Here is a 17,750-nt window from a genome sequence, read left to right on the forward strand (position 1 = left end):
CGACCGCGTGCGCCGCCTGCCGCGCGGCCCGCGAGCCGCAGCCATGCGGCCGGGCCGGGCGCCTGGCCGCCTTCCCGATCCTCTCCACCATCTTCACCTTTCCACGGCGAGACCCCATGAAGCCTGCCTTGTCCGCATCCCTGCTGTTGTGTGCCACCCTTGCCGCCTGCGGCGGAGGATCGTCGGACACGACCGGCGCCAGCGCCGAAACCGCCACGGCGACCGTGCCTGCGCCGGCATCCGGCGGTGCCGCCGCGGCGCCGGCCGAGCGGGTCGACGATGCAGCTGCCGACGCCTTCCTGGCGCAGACCGAACCCGCCCTCCATGCCGCAACGACGTCCGCGGACGCGAGCGCCCTGGCGGGCTTCTCGCTGCAGGCCGACGACAACTTCTATACCGTCGATACCGGTGCGGGCCTGGTCTTCAAGGTGCGCCGCCGCGACAACGGCGTGAGCACGCAGTCGCCCGGCGACATTGCATCGCTGGTCTACAAGGGTGTGCAGTACCAGGACGCCTCGCGCGGCAGCCAGCTCAATTCGGGCTTCGACTACCTCTACAACGGCGTGTCGGCCGTGCAGGTCGACGCGCTGCAGCTCGATGCGGACCACATCAGGGTGACGGTACAGGCCGGTCCGCTCACGCACTACTACCTGGCCCGACGAGGCCAGCCGCACATCTACATGGCGACCCACTTCACGCGCGAGCCGGACACGCTGAACCTGGCGCGCTTCATCCTGCGCGTGCCGGTGGGGGTGCTGCCGAACGGGCCCGAGGCGTCCGACATCCGCGGCAACGTCGGGGCGATCGAGGCGTCCGACATCTTCGGCATGCCGAATGGCGAGACCCGGTCCAAGCACTACTCGAACATGCGGCTGAAGGACTGGCGCCACATCGGCGCCACCGGGCCGCAGGCCGGGCTGTGGATCGTGCGCGACAACAACGAAGGCAACTCCGGCGGCCCCTTCTACCGCAGCCTGCTGAACCAGGGCACCGACCGCAACCAGGAGCTGACCTACATCATCAACTACGGCGAGGCGCAGACCGAGGCCTTCCGCACCGGCATCCTCAACGCCTATACGCTGGCCTTCACCGACGGCAGCGCCCCGGGTGCCATCGACACCGCCTGGCTGGCTGGCATGGGCTTGAAGGGATATGTCGGCGCCGCAGGGCGGGGCGGCGTGGCCGGGGTCGGCATTGCCGGCCGGGACGCCCGGCATGGCTACACCGTGGGGTTCTCCAGCCCGGCGGCCCAGTACTGGGCCGACGTCGTCGGCGAGAAAGGCCACTACAGGGCCACCGGCATGCTGCCGGGCACCTACACCATGACGGTGTACAAGAACGAGCTGGCGGTCGACACGCGCACGGTCACGGTCAGCCCGGGGCGCACCACCGTGCTGCACACCCTCACGCCTGCGGGCGATCCCGCCAAGGAGCCGGCGCTGTGGCGCATCGGCGACTGGGACGGCACGCCGCTGGAGTTGCTCAATGGCGACAAGCTGACCCGCATGCACCCCTCCGACATCCGCATGGCGCCCTGGTCGGTGCCGCCCTATGTGGTCGGCCTGTCGAAGGCGGCCACCGGCTTTCCGGCGGCGCAGTGGAAGTCGGTCAATGGCGCGGTGTCGGTGCGCTTCAAGCTCACGCGCGAGCAGCTGGGCAGCTACACGCTGCGAGCCGGCATCACCACCGCCCACTCGGGAGGCCGGCCGGTGGTGCAGGTCAATCAATGGACCTCACCGGTCCCGGCTGCATCGGCGCAGCCCAAGACGCGGATGCTGACGGTGGGCACCTACCGTGGCAACAACACGCTGTACAGCTACACCATCCCGGCCAGCGCGCTGGTGGTCGGCGACAACGTGCTGACGCTGCGTGTCGCCAGCGGCTCAAGTGGCGAACGCTTCCTGAGCCCGGGGTTCGCCTATGACGCGATCGATCTGGTGCGCGCCCGCTGAAGCCAGGCGACGCACAGCAGTCGCTGGCCGGCAGGTTGGAGGCAGGGCGCCTGGGTGGGTCGCAACGGCGTCCGCGCATCGGTGCCCGCAGCTGCTCGCGCAGCCGCAGCAAGAAGCCGGGATCGCGAAACATCGAGGTGGGTACAGCGATGCTTCAGGCCCTGCCAGGGGCGCCTGCAGGACGGTGTCGCCCTGATGCAGTCACAGGCGTGGCTGCCGGGGCGTCGCCGGCGCGGCGAGCCACGCTTGCATGGCGCACGGGGCCGCCTCGCCGGGCCCTGCGCGCACCGACGGTCGTCGGTGTCAGTGCCGGGCCTCAGCGCGACCCGGCTTTGGCGGGCAGCTGGAACACCGCCACGGCTTGAACCAGTTGCCGGGCCTGGCCCTTCAGGCTTTCGGCGGCGGCGGCACTTTCTTCCACCAGCGCGGCGTTCTGCTGGGTGGTATGGTCCATCTGGGTCACGGCATTGCCCACTTGCTGCACCCCGGAGCTCTGCTCGGCACTGGCCGACGTGATCTCCGCCACGATGTCGCTCACGCGCTGGATCGAGCCGACGATTTCATCCATCGTCCTGCCGGCCTGGTCCACGAGCACCGTGCCTTGCTCGACCTGTTCCACACTGCGCCCGATCAAGGACTTGATCTCCTTGGCGGCCCCCGCACTCCGTTGTGCCAGGCTGCGCACTTCGGAAGCCACCACCGCGAAGCCGCGCCCCTGTTCACCTGCGCGAGCCGCTTCCACCGCCGCGTTCAGCGCCAGGATGTTGGTCTGGAAGGCGATGCCGTCGATCACGCCGATGATGTCGCCGATCTTGCGGCTGCTGTCGCTGATGCCCTGCATGGTGGAGACGACCTTGCCCACCACGTCACCGCCCCGCGCGGCGACCGACGAGGCACCCAGCGCCAGTTGGTTGGCCTGTGCGGCACTGTCGGCGTTGTTGCGCACGGTGCTGCCGAGCTGCTCCATCGTCGCTGCCGTTTGCTGGAGGGCACTGGCCTGCTGTTCGGTGCGTTGGCTGAGGTCCTGGTTGCCCTGGGCAATCTGTGAACTGGCCGTCGCCACGCTGTCGGCGCCGCTGCGAATGGTGCCCACGACATCGGACAACTGCTGCTGCATGCGGTGCATGGTGCGCAGGAGATCACCTTCTTCACCCGCCACGCCGAGGTCGATCGACTGGTCGAGCCGCCCGGCCGCAATGCCGGAAGCCACGCGGCCCACGTCGCCGAGCACGGCACTGGTGCGCCGGCGCAAATACAGCAAGCCGGTGAACATGATCACGATGAGCGTTGCGGTGGAAGCCATGGCGGCTTGCGACCAGCGCTGGCGGGCAGCCACCGCGGTGGCCAGTTCCGCTGCGGTGCGCTGGTCCAGCAGAACCAGGAACTCATCCACCGGCTTCATGATCTTGGCCTTGTTCTGGTGATACGCCAGGTCATGCATCATCTCGAGTGCCTTGGCCTTGTCCGGCTCGGCCTGGCGGGTGAATCCGCCCTTGCCGTCGTCGTAGAGGCCCTTCACCATGTTCATGGCGATCGTTTCAGTGCGCACCAGGTCGTCTGAATTGGCCTTGGCCTCGGCCAGCTTGGCCAGCTCGTTGTCGGCGAAGCCGGCTTGCTTCATCAGGTCGAGCAGCGGCACCGTCTCGCCGGCCGGGCGCACGTTCTGCACGTCTGCCGCGCGGAAGTCCCAATAGATCCGCTCGTAGGCCTGCGGACGTGGCAGCTTGCCGTTGCGAATGTCGAGGATCTCGAAGTACTGCTTCTCCCATTTGTCTTCACCGCTGGCGACGTAGGTGCGCGCGAGTCGGGTCAGGTCGTCGGAGCTCTGCCGCAGTTCGTCGGCCAACAGGTACGACTGGTATCGCCTGGCCGCGGTCTCGTCAGCCAGCGCGCTGCTGCGGTTGCTCATGGCAGCAGCGCCGATGGTGGCTGCGCCAAGCACCATGAGGAGAGCGGCGCCGTAGCTATATGCGTGCTTGATCTGGAGCTTCATTGCGGTTCCTGGGACGAAGGGCTTGCCCCGGCGAGGGCATTTGACCCGTTATCGGCAGGCCGCCGGAGGGCTTTAGTGGATGGGGCCGGCGCGGCCCGACAGGCCGGGCCGCCGTGAACACCGCCGCACTTCTGGCGCAGTGGCGGGTGCTGTCGTCCACCCGGTCCTGCAGGCGCTGGGGCGACTGGCCCCTTGCGACCGGCGCCACCTCGGCGACACACTGCGTCGCAATCGCTTCAGATCATTGCCGGCGCCTGCTCGTCGCGCGCGACGTGGATTCCCGGCTGAGCGGCCCACCTCCGACAGCCGGACGCACTCGCAGGCCGGCGCCGTTCGGCCCGGAGCGCCTGGTGTGCAGGCCGGCGCGATTTAGAGCGGCTAACAAAACTCTTCTGGCGTCGTTGCGCCGCCTTGCCGTACCGGTCGTACTGTCTGCGGCGGCGCGCCTAGCCAGAACCGCTGCGCTGAGTTTTGTTAGCCGCTCTTAGCCCTCGGACCGCGCCTGCGCTGATCGGGGGGTCGCTGCCGGCGCGCAGCTGAGCACCAGCACCACCGCCATGGCGGCGGCGGTCATCACGCCGAACCAGAGGACCCATCCCTGCGCGGCACCTCGTGCAGCGATGCTGGCGAGCAGGGAGGCCGCCAGCCCCAGCGCGCCGCCCACCCGCAGGAAGGGCCGCAGCCGGCCCGGCTGCCGGCCACGGCCGAAGCACCCTTCGAAATGCCGGTCCATCGCCAGCGCGAGGGCCGTGAAACCCAGGCATGCCGCCAAGCCGGCGAAGGCAAGCAGCGCGCCTTTCACCGGGCGCCTTTCACATCGGCCAGCAGCCCGGTGGCATGGGCCGGCTGCTTGCGGACCATCGGCCGGCCGTCCTTGCGCGCAAGCCACCAGGCACTGTAGGCAAAGGCGGCCCCCATCGCCAGGCAGACCAGATCGAAGCCGGCCACCCGCCACAAGCCGGCCGGCAGCGTCGCACCCAGGTGGGTGTCCGTGGTGAGGGCGTTGAGCAGCGGGATGGCGCCGAACAGGAAGGCAGCGATGCCCAGTTGTGCCAGCCACATGCGGCGGGTGGGCCGTGCCAGTGCGGCGATGGCGGCCAGCGCCCAGGCGGCAAAGAACAGATGGATCTCTGCTTGCGCACGCTCGTGCAGTTGCAGCGGCAGCAGCCGGTTGCCCCAGAAGAACGCCGCCATGGCGATCGGCAGGCCGGCGATCGTGCCCACGTTCAATCCGTCGACCAGGCGCAAGGCCCAGCCCGCGCCCAAGCCGCGCGCCGCGGCCTTGCTGTACTTGTTGCGCTCCTTCACCGCCCACAACAGCAGGCCGGTGGCCACCATCACACAGCCGGCCAGGCCGGAAAGGAAGAACAACGCCCGCAGCAGCGGGTCGCCGAAGCGGCCGATGTGCAGGCCGTACAGCACGCTGCGGGTGGCGGTGGCGGCCCCCGGCTCTTCGCCAACTTCGCTGATCAACCGGCCGGTGGCGCCGCTGAACGTCATGGCGGGCTGGGTGGAGGACATGTCGTGCCCCTCCTGCCGCGACAGGACGATGGTGGCGGCCGCGTCGTTCGGGTTGTTCACCGTGATCCGGCCCACCGGCGCACCGCCCCAGCGGGACGTGGCCTGCGTGACGAGCGGCCCCACCGGCACCATCGGCACGCTGATGCCCGAGGGCTTGGGGTCGCGGGGGCCGTTGGCTGGGAACACCTCGGCGAGAAAGGCGCTCGTGTCGCCCTTGTAGGTCAGCTGCGGACCCCATGGCATGTACATCAGCATCAGCGTGACGAGGCCGGTGTAGGTGATCATCAGGTGATACGGCAGCGCCAGCACCGCGACGGCGTTGTGCGCGTCCAGCCAGCTGCGCTGGCCCTTCCCGGGGCGGAAGGTGAAGAAGTCCGCGAAGATGCGCCGGTGCGTGACCACGCCCGAGACGATGGCCACCAGCATGAACATCGCGCAGAAGCCGATGATCCAGCGGGCCCACAGCGGCGGCATGTAGTGCAGGTCGAAGTGCAGGCGGTAGAAGAACTCGCCGCCGCGCGTGTCGCGGCTGGCCTGGAGCGGCCGGCCCGTGGTGGCGTCCAGCAGTGCGGAGTCGAAGCGCCCGCGCCGGCTCACGCCGGGCTCGGGTGCTGCCTCCGGCTGGCCCCGGGGCACGGCCGCCCGCATCCAGCTCGCGCGCACGCCGGGCTCGCGCTCGGTCGGCAAGGTGACGAACCAGCGCTGGCCCTGGGCGCCGCGCTGCTGCAAGGCGGCAAAGGCACGCTCCGCGACCTCGGCCTGCGGCGGCGCGTGCAGGTCCGCCAGGTGCAGCTCGGGCCGCATCCAGAAGCTGATCTCGTCCTTGAAGTAGGAGGCCGTGCCGGCCGCGAACACCATGAACAGGACCCACCCGACGAGCAGGCCGCTGTAGGTGTGCAGCCAGCTCATCGACTGCCGGAAGCCTTCCTTCATGTGGCACTCCCTGCATGGAGGTGGAGGAGCAGCAAGCCGCCCAGCAGGACGCCGGGCGCCAGCAGGCCCAGCCAGGCGCGCCAGGCGCTGCGCGCGGCGAACACCCACACCACCGCGCCGGTGTAGATGACGAACGACGCGAGCATGCCGGCAACAGCCGCCTCGACCCGGCTGGTAGGCAGGTGGATGGCCATCACCGTGGCGGCAAGCGCCGACAGCGCATAGCCGCCCCCGATGGCCGCCAGCACGCGCGAGGCGACCGCCAGGCGCCGACGCAGGCGGCTGCTTCGGCGAAGAATCGGGCCTTTGCGGCCGTGGCGATGGGGTTCGGGCCTGGACGTGTCTGCCATCGGGACTCTGCTGCGAGGGCGTTTGGCGGTGGGCAACTGCGGCTGGCGTCAGTCAGCCGGGTTCGGGGCGGCCGGCTGGGGCGCCGGCAGGGCGGGGAGCCCTTCGGCCCGCACCAGGGTCAACGAGGTGACGTAGGTGGCGCGATCCCACTTCTCGGCGCCGCGCTCGCCCCCGGCGGTGTCGGTGTGCGCCAGCTCCAGCACATACGTGCCCTGCCACGGCAGGTTCACGGTGAGCCTGCCGGCATCGTCGGCGTGGTACTCGCGCGCCCAGCCCGAGGCGGTGACGACACTCACCTTCGCCTTGGGCAGCGGCTTGCCCTTGTAGAAGGCCTGCACTTGGGCGCTGCCCTGGCTGCCTTGCCCGGTGGGCACGAGGTCAAGCGTCAGCGCCGGCTCCTGCTTGGACAGATCGGTGACGAGCCTGGCGGCCGGTACATACAGGCTGCGGGTGACCGCATCACCCTGCCTGCGTTCTGAGATCGGGTAGGCCGGCTCCTCGGCCACCAGTGATTCGCCGCGCGCGGCGCGGCCGGCGAGCACGAAACCGGTGGCGGTCTTGCTCAACGGCAGCGGCTCGGCCCCCTTGGCCGACAGCTTGCGGCCCACCGGCTTGACGAACTTGTCCAACAGGCCCGGCGAGGCCTCGCGCAGGTTGTCGCCGTACTCGCCGAAATACAGCGTCGCGCCCTGGGTGTCCTGCTCCAGCCAGACCTGGTGGGCCTGGGCCGTCATGGCACAGCTGGCAAGCACCAGCGTGGCGATGGTGAGTTTCATGCTTTCTCCTTGGGAAGTGCTTGGCTTGCGGGGCAGCGCCCGCCGTCAGAACCGCGTGCGCAGCGTCGCACTGATGAAACGCGGCTCGCCATAGTTGGGATAGTCCAGCGTCGCCCAGTAGCGCTTGTCCAGCGCGTTGAACACCGCCAGGTTGAGGCTGGTGGACTCGGTGAAGCGCCAGCTGGCATTGAGGTTGAGCAGGCCGAACGGCGACTGGCTCACCCTGGCCGGCCCGGACGGGCTCGGCACGTTGACCGCATCCATGCGCCCCTGCCACAGCAGCTCCGCGCCCACTTCGAGTGGCTGCAGCGCTGCCGGCAAGCGGTACTGCGTGCCCAGCTTGGCTTGCCATTCGGGCAGGTTGGCATAGGTCAGGTCGGCCGCGTTGCGCTGGGTGCGGGCCCGCGTCACGCCGGCGGTGACGTGCCAGCCGGGCGCGAGCCGTGCCGCCAGGTCGGCTTCCCAGCCGATGGTGCGCGTGCCGTCCACGCCCACGTAGGCCGAGGCGCCGTCGGGCAGGCTGCCGGTCGGCTGGGTGCTGTCGCGCACGCCGTAGTTGTCCTGCTTGACCTCGAACACCGCAAACGAGCCGGACAGCTGCTGCGCCGGCCACTCGCCCTTGATGCCGATCTCGTTGCTCACGCCCTTGACGGGGTCCAGCGGCTGGTTGTTGCGGTCCTTGTAGTTCTGCGGATTGAAGATGCCGGTGTGGCTTGCATAGGCGGACAGATGCGGATTCAGGTCGTACACCACGCCCAGGAAGGGCGACGGCTCGCGCTTGACCGACTGCCGCCCGGTCGTGCTCGCATACGCGCCGGCGGTGTTGTAGTTGTCGGTGTGGCGGCGCCAGTTGGTGAAGCGCACCCCCGTGAGCACGGCCAGCTGGTCGGCCAGCCGCCAGCGCGCCGAGGCATACACCGCGTCCTGGCGCGTGCGCTGCTCGTTGAAGGCCCCGGTGCGGCGGTAGACGGGTCGCGGCGCCGAGCCGTCCCAGGTGAAGACATTGGGAATCGTGTAGCTGTACGTGTTCGGCCCCGAGGACAGGCTGGTGTAGCTGTCAGTGTGGTTGGTGGTGCGCAGGCTGCTGAAGCCGACCGTGACGTCATGCAGGCGACCGCCGAGGCCGACTTTGCCGACCAGGTGCGCATCCAGCGTGTCCTGCTCCTCGGTGCCGCCGCTGACCGCGCCATACAGCCGCACGCCCGCGCCCGTGCTCCGGTCGGGGAAGGGCGCGTTGTTGACGGTGGTGCCATAGCCGTAGGTGCGCAGGCTGAAGGTCTTGCCCTCGGTGTGGTTGTAGCTGGCCTTCAGCGACCACTGGTCGCTGAACTGGTGGTCCACCGTGGCGAACAGGGTGCCCGACTCGCGCGACCAGCGCGTCCACGACGGAGAGAAGCTGGTCGACACCGGCAGCCTGGCCAGCCCGCCGTCCGAGGTGAAGCGCGGGATCGCGCCCCAGATGCCGGCGGTCGGGTCGTTCTTCTGGCGCTGGTAGCCGACCGATGCGACCGTGGACTGGCCCAGGTCGGCCTCCACCACGCCGAGCATGGCGTACTTGTCTTCCTGGTAGCGGTCGCGGAAGCTGTGGCGCTTCTGCGGCGCCAGCACCCAGCGGCTGCGCACGCTGCCATCGGCGGTCAGCGGTGCGTTCAGGTCCAGCTCGGCGCGGTAGTAGTCCCAGCTGCCGACCGACAGGGATGCCGATCCGCCGAACTGGCGCTGCGGCTTCTTGCGGATCAGGTTGATGGTGGCCGAAGGCGTGCCGACGCCGGTCAGGATGCCATTGGCGCCGCGCACGATCTCGACGCGCTCGTAGAGCGCGGTGTCGAACTCCTGGTTGGTGCTGGCGCTATAGGTCGGCAGGCCGTTCGCCTGGAAGTCGGTGACCTGGAAGCCGCGGGCGTAATAGAGCGGGCGCTGCGTGTCGAAGAAGCTGACATGGATGCCGGTGGTGCTGCGCAGCACCGTGTCCACGCTGGTCAATGAGCGCTGTTCGATCTGCTTGCGCTCCACCGTGCTCACCGACTGGGGCGTCTCGCGCACGGTGAGCGGCAAGCGGGTCGAGGCGCTCTCACGGACGCCTTTGACGCTGATGGCGTCCAAGGTCGTGACGGAGGAATGCGCCTCCTGGGCCCAGGTGGTGCAGCACAGGCAGGCCGCGGCGGCGACGGGGATGCATTTGGCGATCCGTCGAGGAGCATGGAGCGCGGTAGTGGCAGGGGCAGGCGGGAGATGTCGCATGGTCTTCAAGGAAAGGCCGGATGGCGCCGTCCACGGCACGGCCCCGAACACCCGAGGTGTTGCGCAGGCACCGTGCTGGCGGAAGAGGTGGGCGCTGTCCAGCGGCTAGGAACTGGCTGCACGTGAAGCAAAGGACACCGGTCGAAGGAGCGCTGTACAGGCAGGTGGGGCTGAGGGCGGCACTATACTTTAAATGCGAATGATTCGTATTATATGTTAACGAAATTTGAGGTGCGTCCCATGCAGGGACCCATCGGGGCCCGGCGTGGCTGGATGCGGCCGATGCGAGGGGCCGGGGTGCGGGGCGCTAACGGGGCTGCCGGGAGTTCCTTGCTCGTTGCCTGGCCGGCATTCGGGGCCTGCGTGGCGGGCGTGGGTCGCTGGTTGCGTGTCCCTTGCCCGGCGGGCGTCCGGCCGAGCTGGCGCGGCGCCGGGCAGGGCTGCTCCTGCGCCCCTGGTTGGCGTTCGAGCAGGCGATGAAGGATGTGGTGGCGATGGGCGCCGTCCCTGCCTCGGCGGTGCCGCTGCTGGGCCGGGCGCCGCCGGGCCCGGATAGAGGCGATCGACCCCGTTGGCCGGCGCTACCGGCAGCTGTCCGGGCGCGAGCAGCAGCGGGTGCAGTGCGCCCGGGTGCTGCGGCCGGTGCTGGCCGGCGCGGCGAGAGGCGCCGCCGGGCAAATCCTATCGTTGGACGGGCCAACGTCCGGCCAGGACCCCCTTGCACCAGCGGCCGCTGATGGCGGCGACACGCGCGCTCGCGCACGAGCACAGAGTGGCGGTGGTGGCTGTGCGGCACGGCCTCAACCTGGCGGCCTGCTGGTGCGCCCGCTTGCTGCAGCTGGCGGTCGGCCTCACCGCGGCTGGCGACCCGCCCGACGGGGTCATGGCGCCCGCCGCGCCGGAACGGGCCTGCGGTGTGTCGGCAGCGGTGCTGCCCCACCCCGACCGGCCCGGGGTGCCCCTGGTGTTGCTGGCCGGTCGGGCCGCCTCGTCACTGCACTGCGTCGGGCGGCCCCTGGCATGAGCGGGCCCGGCTCACGGGCTCACGGGCTCACGGGCTCACGCCGAACCAGGCCGCCCCGGCGGCCTGGTCATGGGGGCGTGCGCGCAGCCTCACTTCGACCGCATCGCGTCCTCCAGGGCTTCCACCCCCACCGGTTTCAGGAAGTGCGCATCGAACCCGCAATCGGCCGCCTTTGCCTGGCCGTCTGCCTGCGGCACCCCGGTCACGGCGAGCAGCACCAGGCGTTCGCCAGCGAGATGCCGCAGCGAGCGAGCTGCCTCGTAGCCGTTCATGACCGGCATGTCGATGTCCAGCACCACGATGTCCGGGCCGAACTCTTCGGCCAGGGCCACCGCATGCCCCCCGTCATAGGCCACCCGCACCTCGTGTCCACACATCTGCAGGACCACCGCCAGGGAGTCGGCGGCATCCCGGTTGTCGTCCGCGACAAGGATTCTCTTGGGTCTGTTCATGGTGTCAGCAGCGGCTGGTGGACGAACGTGCCCGGCCTTGCGACCGGCACAAAGGAAGCGCCTCCCGGAAAAAACGGTGGGGGCGCTCCGGTCCGAGCAAAGCTCGCATGGGTTAGTTCCACATGGTCATGCGCAGCGATGTTAGCGGGGCCGCGACCGGGCTGCTGCCCGGGCGTCTTGTGGGCGGGCCGCATCCGCTGCCCGCGCTGCTGCGATGCGTCGTAGGCCTCGACGATGGGGCCACCAGCGGGTGGCGCACCACGTCCTCCGCGATACCGGCGCACCGCGGCGGCGCCAGCCGTTTGGTAAAGCGCGCTTTACACCCCGTGGGCTTCGGCGCACAATGGAAAGCGTCCTTTACATTTCTTCCAGGAGGCGCGATGCAGCCCACCCGACCCGCCGCACGCTACCGGGCCGAACTCGGCGTCACGATGGTGCTTTATGCGGTGGTGCTCACGCTGGCCATCGTCGCCCTGCGTTCGTGGGTGACCGATGACGCTGCGCTGCGTGCCGGCATCGCCCTGGCGCCGATGGTGCCGGGCGGCTTGGTGTGCTGGGTGGCGCTGAGGCAGCTGCGGCGCATCGACGAACTGCAGCGGCGCGTCCAGTTCGAGGCCATGGCCTTTGCCTTCGCCGGCACCGCCTTGCTGACCTTCGGCTATGGCTTCCTGCAGATGGTGGGCTTCCCGTCGGTGCCGCTGCTGGTGGTGTGGCCGGTGATGGGCCTGCTGTGGATGGTGGGCGTGCTGCTCTCGGCGCGGCGCTACCGGTGAAGAACCACCTCAAGGCCCTGCGGGCCGAACGTGGATGGTCGCAGGGCGATTTGGCGGCGCGGCTGTCGGTGTCGCGGCAGACGGTCAATGCGATCGAGAACGGCCGCTACGATCCCAGCCTGCCGCTGGCCTTTGCGCTGGCGCGGATCTTCGGCCTGCCGATCGAGGCGCTGTTCGAGGACGACCCCGGCGCAGGCGCGCCGCCAGGTGGCTGAGCGGCCGCGTGCCGAATGGCGTGGCGTGCCGGGCGAGGGCCGGCACGCGCCAGGGAGGACAATGGCGGCTTTTCATTCACCGATTGGAGCCACTCGCCCATGACCGAGCCCCGAGACCTGCCTCCGCTGCCCGACCGCCTGTCGATCGACCCCAAGAGCCCGCACCATGTGGCGGCGGTGTTCGAGCATGAAGTCGGCATCCGCTTCAATGGCAAGGAACGCTTTGACGTCCAGGAGTACTGCATCAGCGAAGGCTGGATCCGCGTGCCGGCCGGCCGCACGGTGGACCGCAAGGGCAACCCGCTGACGATCAAGCTGAACGGCAAGGTCGAGGCCTCCTACAAGGAGTGATGCACCGGTGGCCGCCGGCGCGCGCGCATGACCATCATGCCGAGGCCCAGGGTCAGCAGCAGGGCCGTTTCCGGTTCAGGGACCGCGCTCACCACCAGGTCCATGAAGCCCGCACCGTAGACGGCCGAAAGGCGGTAGGCGGCTGGGTCCAGGTTGCTGCTCAACTCGCTGAACTGCGAGAAGACCCCCGCGTCGGCGCTGAGCAGACGGAAGCGGCCGGCAGCCACCGCGTTGTCCGAGAAGGTGGCTTGGAGGGTACCGCCCAGCGTCAGCGATGCCCGGGCGTGCAGCTGGTCGAAGCGGGCCGGTGCGAGGATGTCGACCTCGAACCGCAGCCCCTCCCCGAAGGACGCCTGCTGCAGCAGCCCCAGGCCGACGGTGCCATCCTGGCCGGCGCCGAAGCGTCCCTCGTGCAGGCTGGCCACCCCTTGGAGCTCGCCGTCGAGCCATGTCGCGGCATCGGCGCCGGATTGACCGAACCCGCCAACGGCGCTGAGCCGGCTGTGCTCGCCGATGACGACGGTGCCGGTGTTCGACAGCTGCTGCACGGTCATCGCCGCTGCGTTCAAGAGTTGCAGTTCACCGCGGTTGCTGCGCAGCGCCCCCAGCGGGCTCAGCACCTGCCCCCAGACATTGACGCTCTCCAGCCGTGCATCGGGCCCGTCCAGGATCAGGGTGGCCGCGCTGTCCTCGATGCCGAACCAGGGGTAGGCGTCGATGCCGGCCGGCTGCAGCTGCAGCGTGCCGTCGCGCATGACATACCGGCCGCCCGTCAGGCTGGCCCGGCTGCGGTTCCATTGGGCCAATGGTCCGCGCACCTCGATGCGCGAGCGAACCGCCTCGAGGGTGCCGGTGTTGTCCAGGGCGCCGTGGAAGGCCAGCGTGCCAGCGTCAGTGACCCGCACGATGCCGGTGTTGACGAAGGTGCTGTCGATGTGGGTGCGTCCCGCACCGGTCTTGAGGTAAGTGCCGCGGTTGTCGAAGGCGAACACGCCGATCTCCACCGGGAGCGATGACTGGCCGTCCGTGCTGGGCAGGTCCCTCGGGACGCGGTCCTCGAAGACCGTGCCGGCGGCCACTGCGATGCGGCCGGCGCCCAGCAGGTGGGCATCGCCCGCCCACTGCACGCCGCCGTTGAAGTGGAAGTCGGCCTCGAGATGCTTGGCGGGAAGGGTGCCCTGCGAGTCATAGGTGTGGCCCGACAGTTCGGCCAGTCCCCGCACGGTGGCGGGTCCACGCACCTGCAGCTCTGCGCCTCGCCAGACGAGCCGGTCGACGGTGAGCCGGCCCGACACGTTGAGCACCGAATGAAACCAGCCCAGGTTGGGCTGCAGGTACGGGTCGTCGAGCAGCAGCGCCCGGCTGTCGAGCGAGTCGTGCACCGACACTGAAGCACTCCGCAGCACCTGGATCTCGCCGCGGCCCGACAACACGCTGCTGGGCACCTGGACGATGGCATCGGCGAACTGCAGCACGCCGTCGTTGCGGATGCTGCCACCGGTGAAGTCGACGGGCCGCCAGCGCTCGTCCCTCGGGTTGCTGCTGAAGGTCAGCGTGCCCGCGCGGCCCACCCGCCAGTCGGCGGTGCTGTGGAACAGCGTCCAGGGGCTGTCCACCGACATGCTGCCGCGTGCCACGTCGATCGGCCCGTCGAAGCGCAGGGAGGCGCGGAAGAAGAACATCTCGAGCCGCCCGCCGTCGACCAGGATGCGCCGCCCTTGCTGCTCCCAGGACTCACCCGCCGAGCCGGTGATGGACAGCAGCTCGCCGTCCCGCACCACCAGATCCTCGGCTGCTGTCCAGGCGCCAGGGCCCGGCGCAGCGGACGCTGCCAGGCACAGGCAGGGCAGGGTGAAGGCCACGAGTGTCGATTTCATGGAAGACCTCCTCGAGTCACACAAGGCGGCGTCATGGCCGCACGGCGGGGGGAGGGTCCCGCTCGGCACGAGGCTGGCCTGATCCACCCGGCAGGCAGGGCATCGCCTGCACGACGGCCTGCGGCACGATGCCGCGGCGACGACCAGCGTCCCACCGGGGGGTGCAGAGGTGTGTGACGGTCGGTATGCCGTCGGCACCGGGCCCGCCGTCTCGGTCCCCCCGGGACCCGGCTCAAGTGCAAGCCGCCGTCAGCGGGCGCTTGCCGGAGGCCGGTCGGCCGGGGCGGCACCTGCCAGTGTCGCTGCCGATGCCGCGCCGGCCGGCGGTTTGCAGGGCGGGCCGCCCCAGGCGGCATGCGCCTCGGCCATGAGCTCCGCCTCCCGGCCCCGGTAGCGCGGCGAGAAGTGGAAGGGCTGCAGCGCCCGGGCCCCCAGCCGCCGGGCGATCTCGCCGGCCTGGCGGGCGGTCAGGTGGTTCTTGCGCAGCGCATGGGCCCGGTCGGCGTCGAGGAAGACGCTTTCGATGTAGAGCCAGTCCACATCGGTCAGCAGGCCGGCCAGCTGCTCGAGATTGGCCTCGCTGTGACGCAGGTCGGTGACATAGCCGATGCGGCGCCCGGCCACCGCGTCCAGCACCAGGTGGCGCAATTCGGCCACGCTGCGCGTCATGGCGTGTTCACCGTGGCGGTCGCGCCAGCGCAGGTCGATCGGCGTGTCCGCCGGGGCGCCGGTCAGCAAGGCGCGCTTGAGCGTGCCAAGCCAGGGACCGGTGGTCAGGCCCATGGCGGCCAACCGGTCGGGCGCCACGCGCAGGCAGGCCTTCTCCTCCAGGGCAAAGGCCAGCACCGGCATCTCGTGGTCGACAAATCGGCCGCGCACCCGAAAGGCCGCCTCGTCGTGCAGCAGGTCGCCGTCGAGTGGGAAGGTCGCCTCCTCGGCGCGGGCGAAGGACGCGCGGCTGTCGAAGCAGGCGCGGCGGCCCATCCCGTCGGGGCGGGCCTCGTGCACTTCGATGCGCAGCGGCAGCGGGTAGCGCTGCACCACGTTCCAGGTGTAGGCGCGCAGCTTGTGCTCCACCTGGTCCACGAAACCCGGCCCGCCCCACAGCACCAGCCGCGCCATGCGGCCCAGGGCCACGGCCAGCAGGTGGTCGAAGCCGGCGAAGTGGTCCATGTGGTTGTGCGTCACGAAGGCATGCGAGACGCGCAACAGCACGCGCGGCGGCAGCCGGTCGAGCTCGCCCAGGTCGAACAACAGTGTGCGGCGTTGGTCGCGCACATCGACGATCAGGCCCGGTTCGCGGGCCTCCGGGTCCAGCAGGCGGGGCGACAGCAGGAAGGACATGATGTGTCGCAGCTTAACGGAGCGCGTACTGACGCCCGCTTGGCAGCGCGCGTGGACGCTGCCCGCGTCAACCGGCAGTGAAGCCGCCTCGCCGCGCGGCCCCGCGCCGCCCGGCGTGCCTTGCGCCCCGCCATCGCAGGCGCAAGGCGCGCGGACTTCCCGGCGGGCGGCAACGCCTCGGTGAGCGTGCTGCGAGGCACCGCTGGACAGGCGCGCACGCCCACGGCAGCACCGAAGCGGCGGGACGCTGCCTCGACCGCGTCAGCGACCCGAACCGTCCCTTCCCGTCTCGAGCAGCGGCAGCAGGCGGGCGTCCTCGATGGCGGCAGTGCGGTGCCCGATGCCGGCGAGGTAGCCGGGGTGCGAGGCAAAGGCGAGGAAGGACTGCACGCTGGCCTGCCGCACCAGCATGGCGACGTCCCATCGCTCCTCGGGCGGGCCGATGAGAAATGCACCCCCGCTGCCAAGGAACAGCAGCTCGCCGCCCGATTCCCGCAGGTAGGGCAGGGTGTGCTCGACATACCGCCGGAACGCCTCGGCGCCGCTGACGGGAAGGACGGGGGCCAGCCCGGGCGTGGCCGAGTAGTCCGCGGTGTCGCGCAGCCTCAGCAGGTTGAGCATCACGACCTCGCCCTGCAGATGCCGCATCACCAAGGCACGGCCTGCTTCCTGGGTGGGCTCCAGGAAGCGCTGGGCAGCGGGTGGGAGGGGCATGCGCGAGCCTCCTTCCATCAGTCCTCGCGGCGGCTGCCGGCCTCGCTGGTGCCAAAGGCCAGGCGGGTGGCGTGCTCGCGCACATCGGCGGGCCAGTCGCCGATGAGCTGGCTGAAGCGCGGCCGATCGTTGGCGAACAAGGCGCGCGTCGCTTCCTCGAAGCCGGGCAGGTCGCCGGCAATGGCCGACATGAAGTGGTAGGCGCGTTCCTGCGCCTGACGGCTGCGGTCCTTGTCGGTGCTGGCGCGTCGTGCGTCCTCCACCAGCTTGCGCAGCGCCACCGAGGCGCCACCCGGCTGCGTCGCCAGCCACTCCCAGTGCCGTGGCAGCAGGGTGACTTCACGGGCCACCACGCCGAGCCGCGGGCGGCCGCGCCCGCGCGGCTCCTCCACTGCGTCTGCCGGAGCGGGGGATGCGCCGTCCGGACCGCCCGCGGAGGGCGGCCCGGCCAGGCGCTGCGCCACCTCTTGCGGCGTGCCCCGGAGGTCGACATCGATCGAGCGCCCGGTGCTGTCATCGAAGAGCAACACCGGCCCGGCCGCGCCGGACTCCAGGGCCTGCTTGACAGCCAGCGCATTGGCGGAGAGCGAGCCGGACGCCAGGCGGCGATGGCCGTCGAAGCTCGTGTAGGAGGGGGCAAGGGGGGTGTTCATGGGGCAGGACCTGCTGTGACGATGGACAGATAATACCCGGGTATAAATCGGTTGGCAATTAAATCCGGGTGATATTTCATCGCCCGGGCGCCAAGCGGCGCAGTGCCCGGGCCGGGTTGTCAGTCCAGCCGCTCGGCATCCACCTTGGCGAAGCGGCGCTCGTCGCACCGGTAGCCGCACTGCTCGTAGAAGGCGTGCGCCTCGCTCCGGTGGTCCCCGCTGGTGACCTCCGCGCGCACGCACCCCTGCTCTCGGAAATGCTGGTCCGCCGCTGCCCGCAGGCGACTGCCGACACCGCGTCGCCGCACCGCCCGGGACACCACCAGCGAGGTGATGCGCCCGAGGCGGCCAGGCGCGTGGAAGAGGTCGAGCACATGCAGGCTGATCACCCCGCACCCCCTGCCTTGCGCCTGCGCCACCAGCACCTGGTCGTGCCCGCCGGCGGCGAACAGCTGCAGCTTGTGCTGCAGCAACTCGGGAGTGGCCGGGTAGCCCAGCTCGCCCATCAGGCTGGCCAGGGCCTGCACGTCGTCGCCCACTGCGTCCCGGATGATCAGGTCCACGCTCTGCTCCCGATGAA

The 17,750-nt window shown here is 70.2% G+C and carries 17 protein-coding genes; 5 read left to right on the forward strand and 12 right to left on the reverse strand.

Annotated elements, in window-relative coordinates; genetic code table 11:
* Positions 1–128: 128 nt before the first annotated feature.
* Positions 129–1,952, forward strand: coding sequence for a rhamnogalacturonan lyase B N-terminal domain-containing protein (locus N7L95_RS26300; protein ID WP_301260589.1), 1,824 nt, complete (start codon positions 129–131; stop codon positions 1,950–1,952).
* Positions 1,953–2,268: 316 nt separating this feature from the next.
* Here the strand turns inward: N7L95_RS26300 and N7L95_RS26305 are convergent, their stop codons facing one another.
* From N7L95_RS26305 to N7L95_RS26330, 6 genes are all read right to left on the reverse strand, one after another.
* On the reverse strand, positions 2,269–3,945 hold the full coding sequence (locus N7L95_RS26305; RefSeq protein WP_301260590.1) for a methyl-accepting chemotaxis protein: 1,677 nt from the start codon (positions 3,943–3,945) through the stop codon (positions 2,269–2,271).
* Positions 3,946–4,429: 484 nt separating this feature from the next.
* On the reverse strand, positions 4,430–4,747 hold the full coding sequence (locus tag N7L95_RS26310) for a DUF3325 domain-containing protein (RefSeq protein WP_301260591.1): 318 nt from the start codon (positions 4,745–4,747) through the stop codon (positions 4,430–4,432).
* A complete protein-coding gene (locus tag N7L95_RS26315; RefSeq protein WP_301260592.1) occupies positions 4,744–6,399 on the reverse strand; it encodes a PepSY-associated TM helix domain-containing protein in 1,656 nt (551 codons plus the stop codon). The genes N7L95_RS26310 and N7L95_RS26315 overlap by 4 nt, the downstream gene beginning before the upstream one ends.
* Positions 6,396–6,749, reverse strand: coding sequence for a DUF3649 domain-containing protein (locus tag N7L95_RS26320; RefSeq protein ID WP_301260593.1), 354 nt, complete (start codon positions 6,747–6,749; stop codon positions 6,396–6,398). Before N7L95_RS26320 ends, N7L95_RS26315 begins: the two co-directional genes overlap by 4 nt.
* Before the next feature lie 48 nt (positions 6,750–6,797).
* Complete coding sequence (locus N7L95_RS26325; RefSeq protein WP_301260594.1) at positions 6,798–7,526, reverse strand: DUF4198 domain-containing protein; 729 nt, start codon at positions 7,524–7,526, stop codon at positions 6,798–6,800.
* A gap of 45 nt (positions 7,527–7,571) precedes the next feature.
* Positions 7,572–9,629 carry a TonB-dependent siderophore receptor gene (locus N7L95_RS26330; protein ID WP_301260595.1) on the reverse strand — a complete coding sequence of 686 codons (2,058 nt, stop codon included), beginning with the start codon at positions 9,627–9,629 and terminating at the stop codon, positions 7,572–7,574.
* Between the two features lie 874 nt (positions 9,630–10,503).
* Here N7L95_RS26330 and N7L95_RS26335 point away from each other — a divergent pair.
* Positions 10,504–10,791 carry an ATP-binding cassette domain-containing protein gene (locus N7L95_RS26335; RefSeq protein WP_301260596.1) on the forward strand — a complete coding sequence of 96 codons (288 nt, stop codon included), beginning with the start codon at positions 10,504–10,506 and terminating at the stop codon, positions 10,789–10,791.
* Positions 10,792–10,880: 89 nt separating this feature from the next.
* On the opposite strand, the gene N7L95_RS26340 is transcribed toward N7L95_RS26335, so the two are convergent.
* Positions 10,881–11,243 (reverse strand): response regulator, encoded by a 363-nt coding sequence (locus N7L95_RS26340; protein ID WP_301260597.1) that lies wholly within the window; start codon positions 11,241–11,243, stop codon positions 10,881–10,883.
* A 380-nt stretch (positions 11,244–11,623) separates the two neighbouring features.
* Between N7L95_RS26340 and N7L95_RS26345 the strand changes: the two genes are divergently transcribed.
* From N7L95_RS26345 to N7L95_RS26355, 3 genes are all read left to right on the forward strand, one after another.
* Complete coding sequence (locus tag N7L95_RS26345) at positions 11,624–12,016, forward strand: hypothetical protein (protein WP_301260598.1); 393 nt, start codon at positions 11,624–11,626, stop codon at positions 12,014–12,016.
* Positions 12,013–12,231: a helix-turn-helix transcriptional regulator gene (locus N7L95_RS26350; RefSeq protein WP_301260599.1), complete on the forward strand. Its 219-nt coding sequence runs from the start codon at positions 12,013–12,015 to the stop codon at positions 12,229–12,231. The genes N7L95_RS26345 and N7L95_RS26350 overlap by 4 nt, the downstream gene beginning before the upstream one ends.
* Positions 12,232–12,330: 99 nt before the next feature.
* On the forward strand, positions 12,331–12,582 hold the full coding sequence (locus N7L95_RS26355) for a DUF3297 family protein (protein WP_301260600.1): 252 nt from the start codon (positions 12,331–12,333) through the stop codon (positions 12,580–12,582).
* Here the strand turns inward: N7L95_RS26355 and N7L95_RS26360 are convergent.
* From N7L95_RS26360 to N7L95_RS26380, 5 genes are all read right to left on the reverse strand, one after another.
* A complete protein-coding gene (locus tag N7L95_RS26360; RefSeq protein ID WP_301260601.1) occupies positions 12,570–14,459 on the reverse strand; it encodes a PEP-CTERM sorting domain-containing protein in 1,890 nt (629 codons plus the stop codon). The two genes, N7L95_RS26355 and N7L95_RS26360, sit on opposite strands and share 13 nt — an antisense overlap.
* A gap of 249 nt (positions 14,460–14,708) precedes the next feature.
* On the reverse strand, positions 14,709–15,803 hold the full coding sequence (locus tag N7L95_RS26365) for a ribonuclease Z (protein ID WP_301260602.1): 1,095 nt from the start codon (positions 15,801–15,803) through the stop codon (positions 14,709–14,711).
* Between the two features lie 261 nt (positions 15,804–16,064).
* A complete protein-coding gene (locus tag N7L95_RS26370; RefSeq protein ID WP_301260603.1) occupies positions 16,065–16,517 on the reverse strand; it encodes a DUF1330 domain-containing protein in 453 nt (150 codons plus the stop codon).
* Between the two features lie 17 nt (positions 16,518–16,534).
* A complete protein-coding gene (locus N7L95_RS26375) occupies positions 16,535–17,170 on the reverse strand; it encodes a DUF2239 family protein (protein WP_301260604.1) in 636 nt (211 codons plus the stop codon).
* 119 nt (positions 17,171–17,289) lie between these two features.
* A complete protein-coding gene (locus N7L95_RS26380; RefSeq protein WP_301260605.1) occupies positions 17,290–17,733 on the reverse strand; it encodes a GNAT family N-acetyltransferase in 444 nt (147 codons plus the stop codon).
* Positions 17,734–17,750: the final 17 nt, after the last annotated feature.

The organism is Eleftheria terrae (assembly GCF_030419005.1).
Taxonomy (GTDB): Bacteria; Pseudomonadota; Gammaproteobacteria; order Burkholderiales; family Burkholderiaceae_C; genus Caldimonas; species Caldimonas terrae.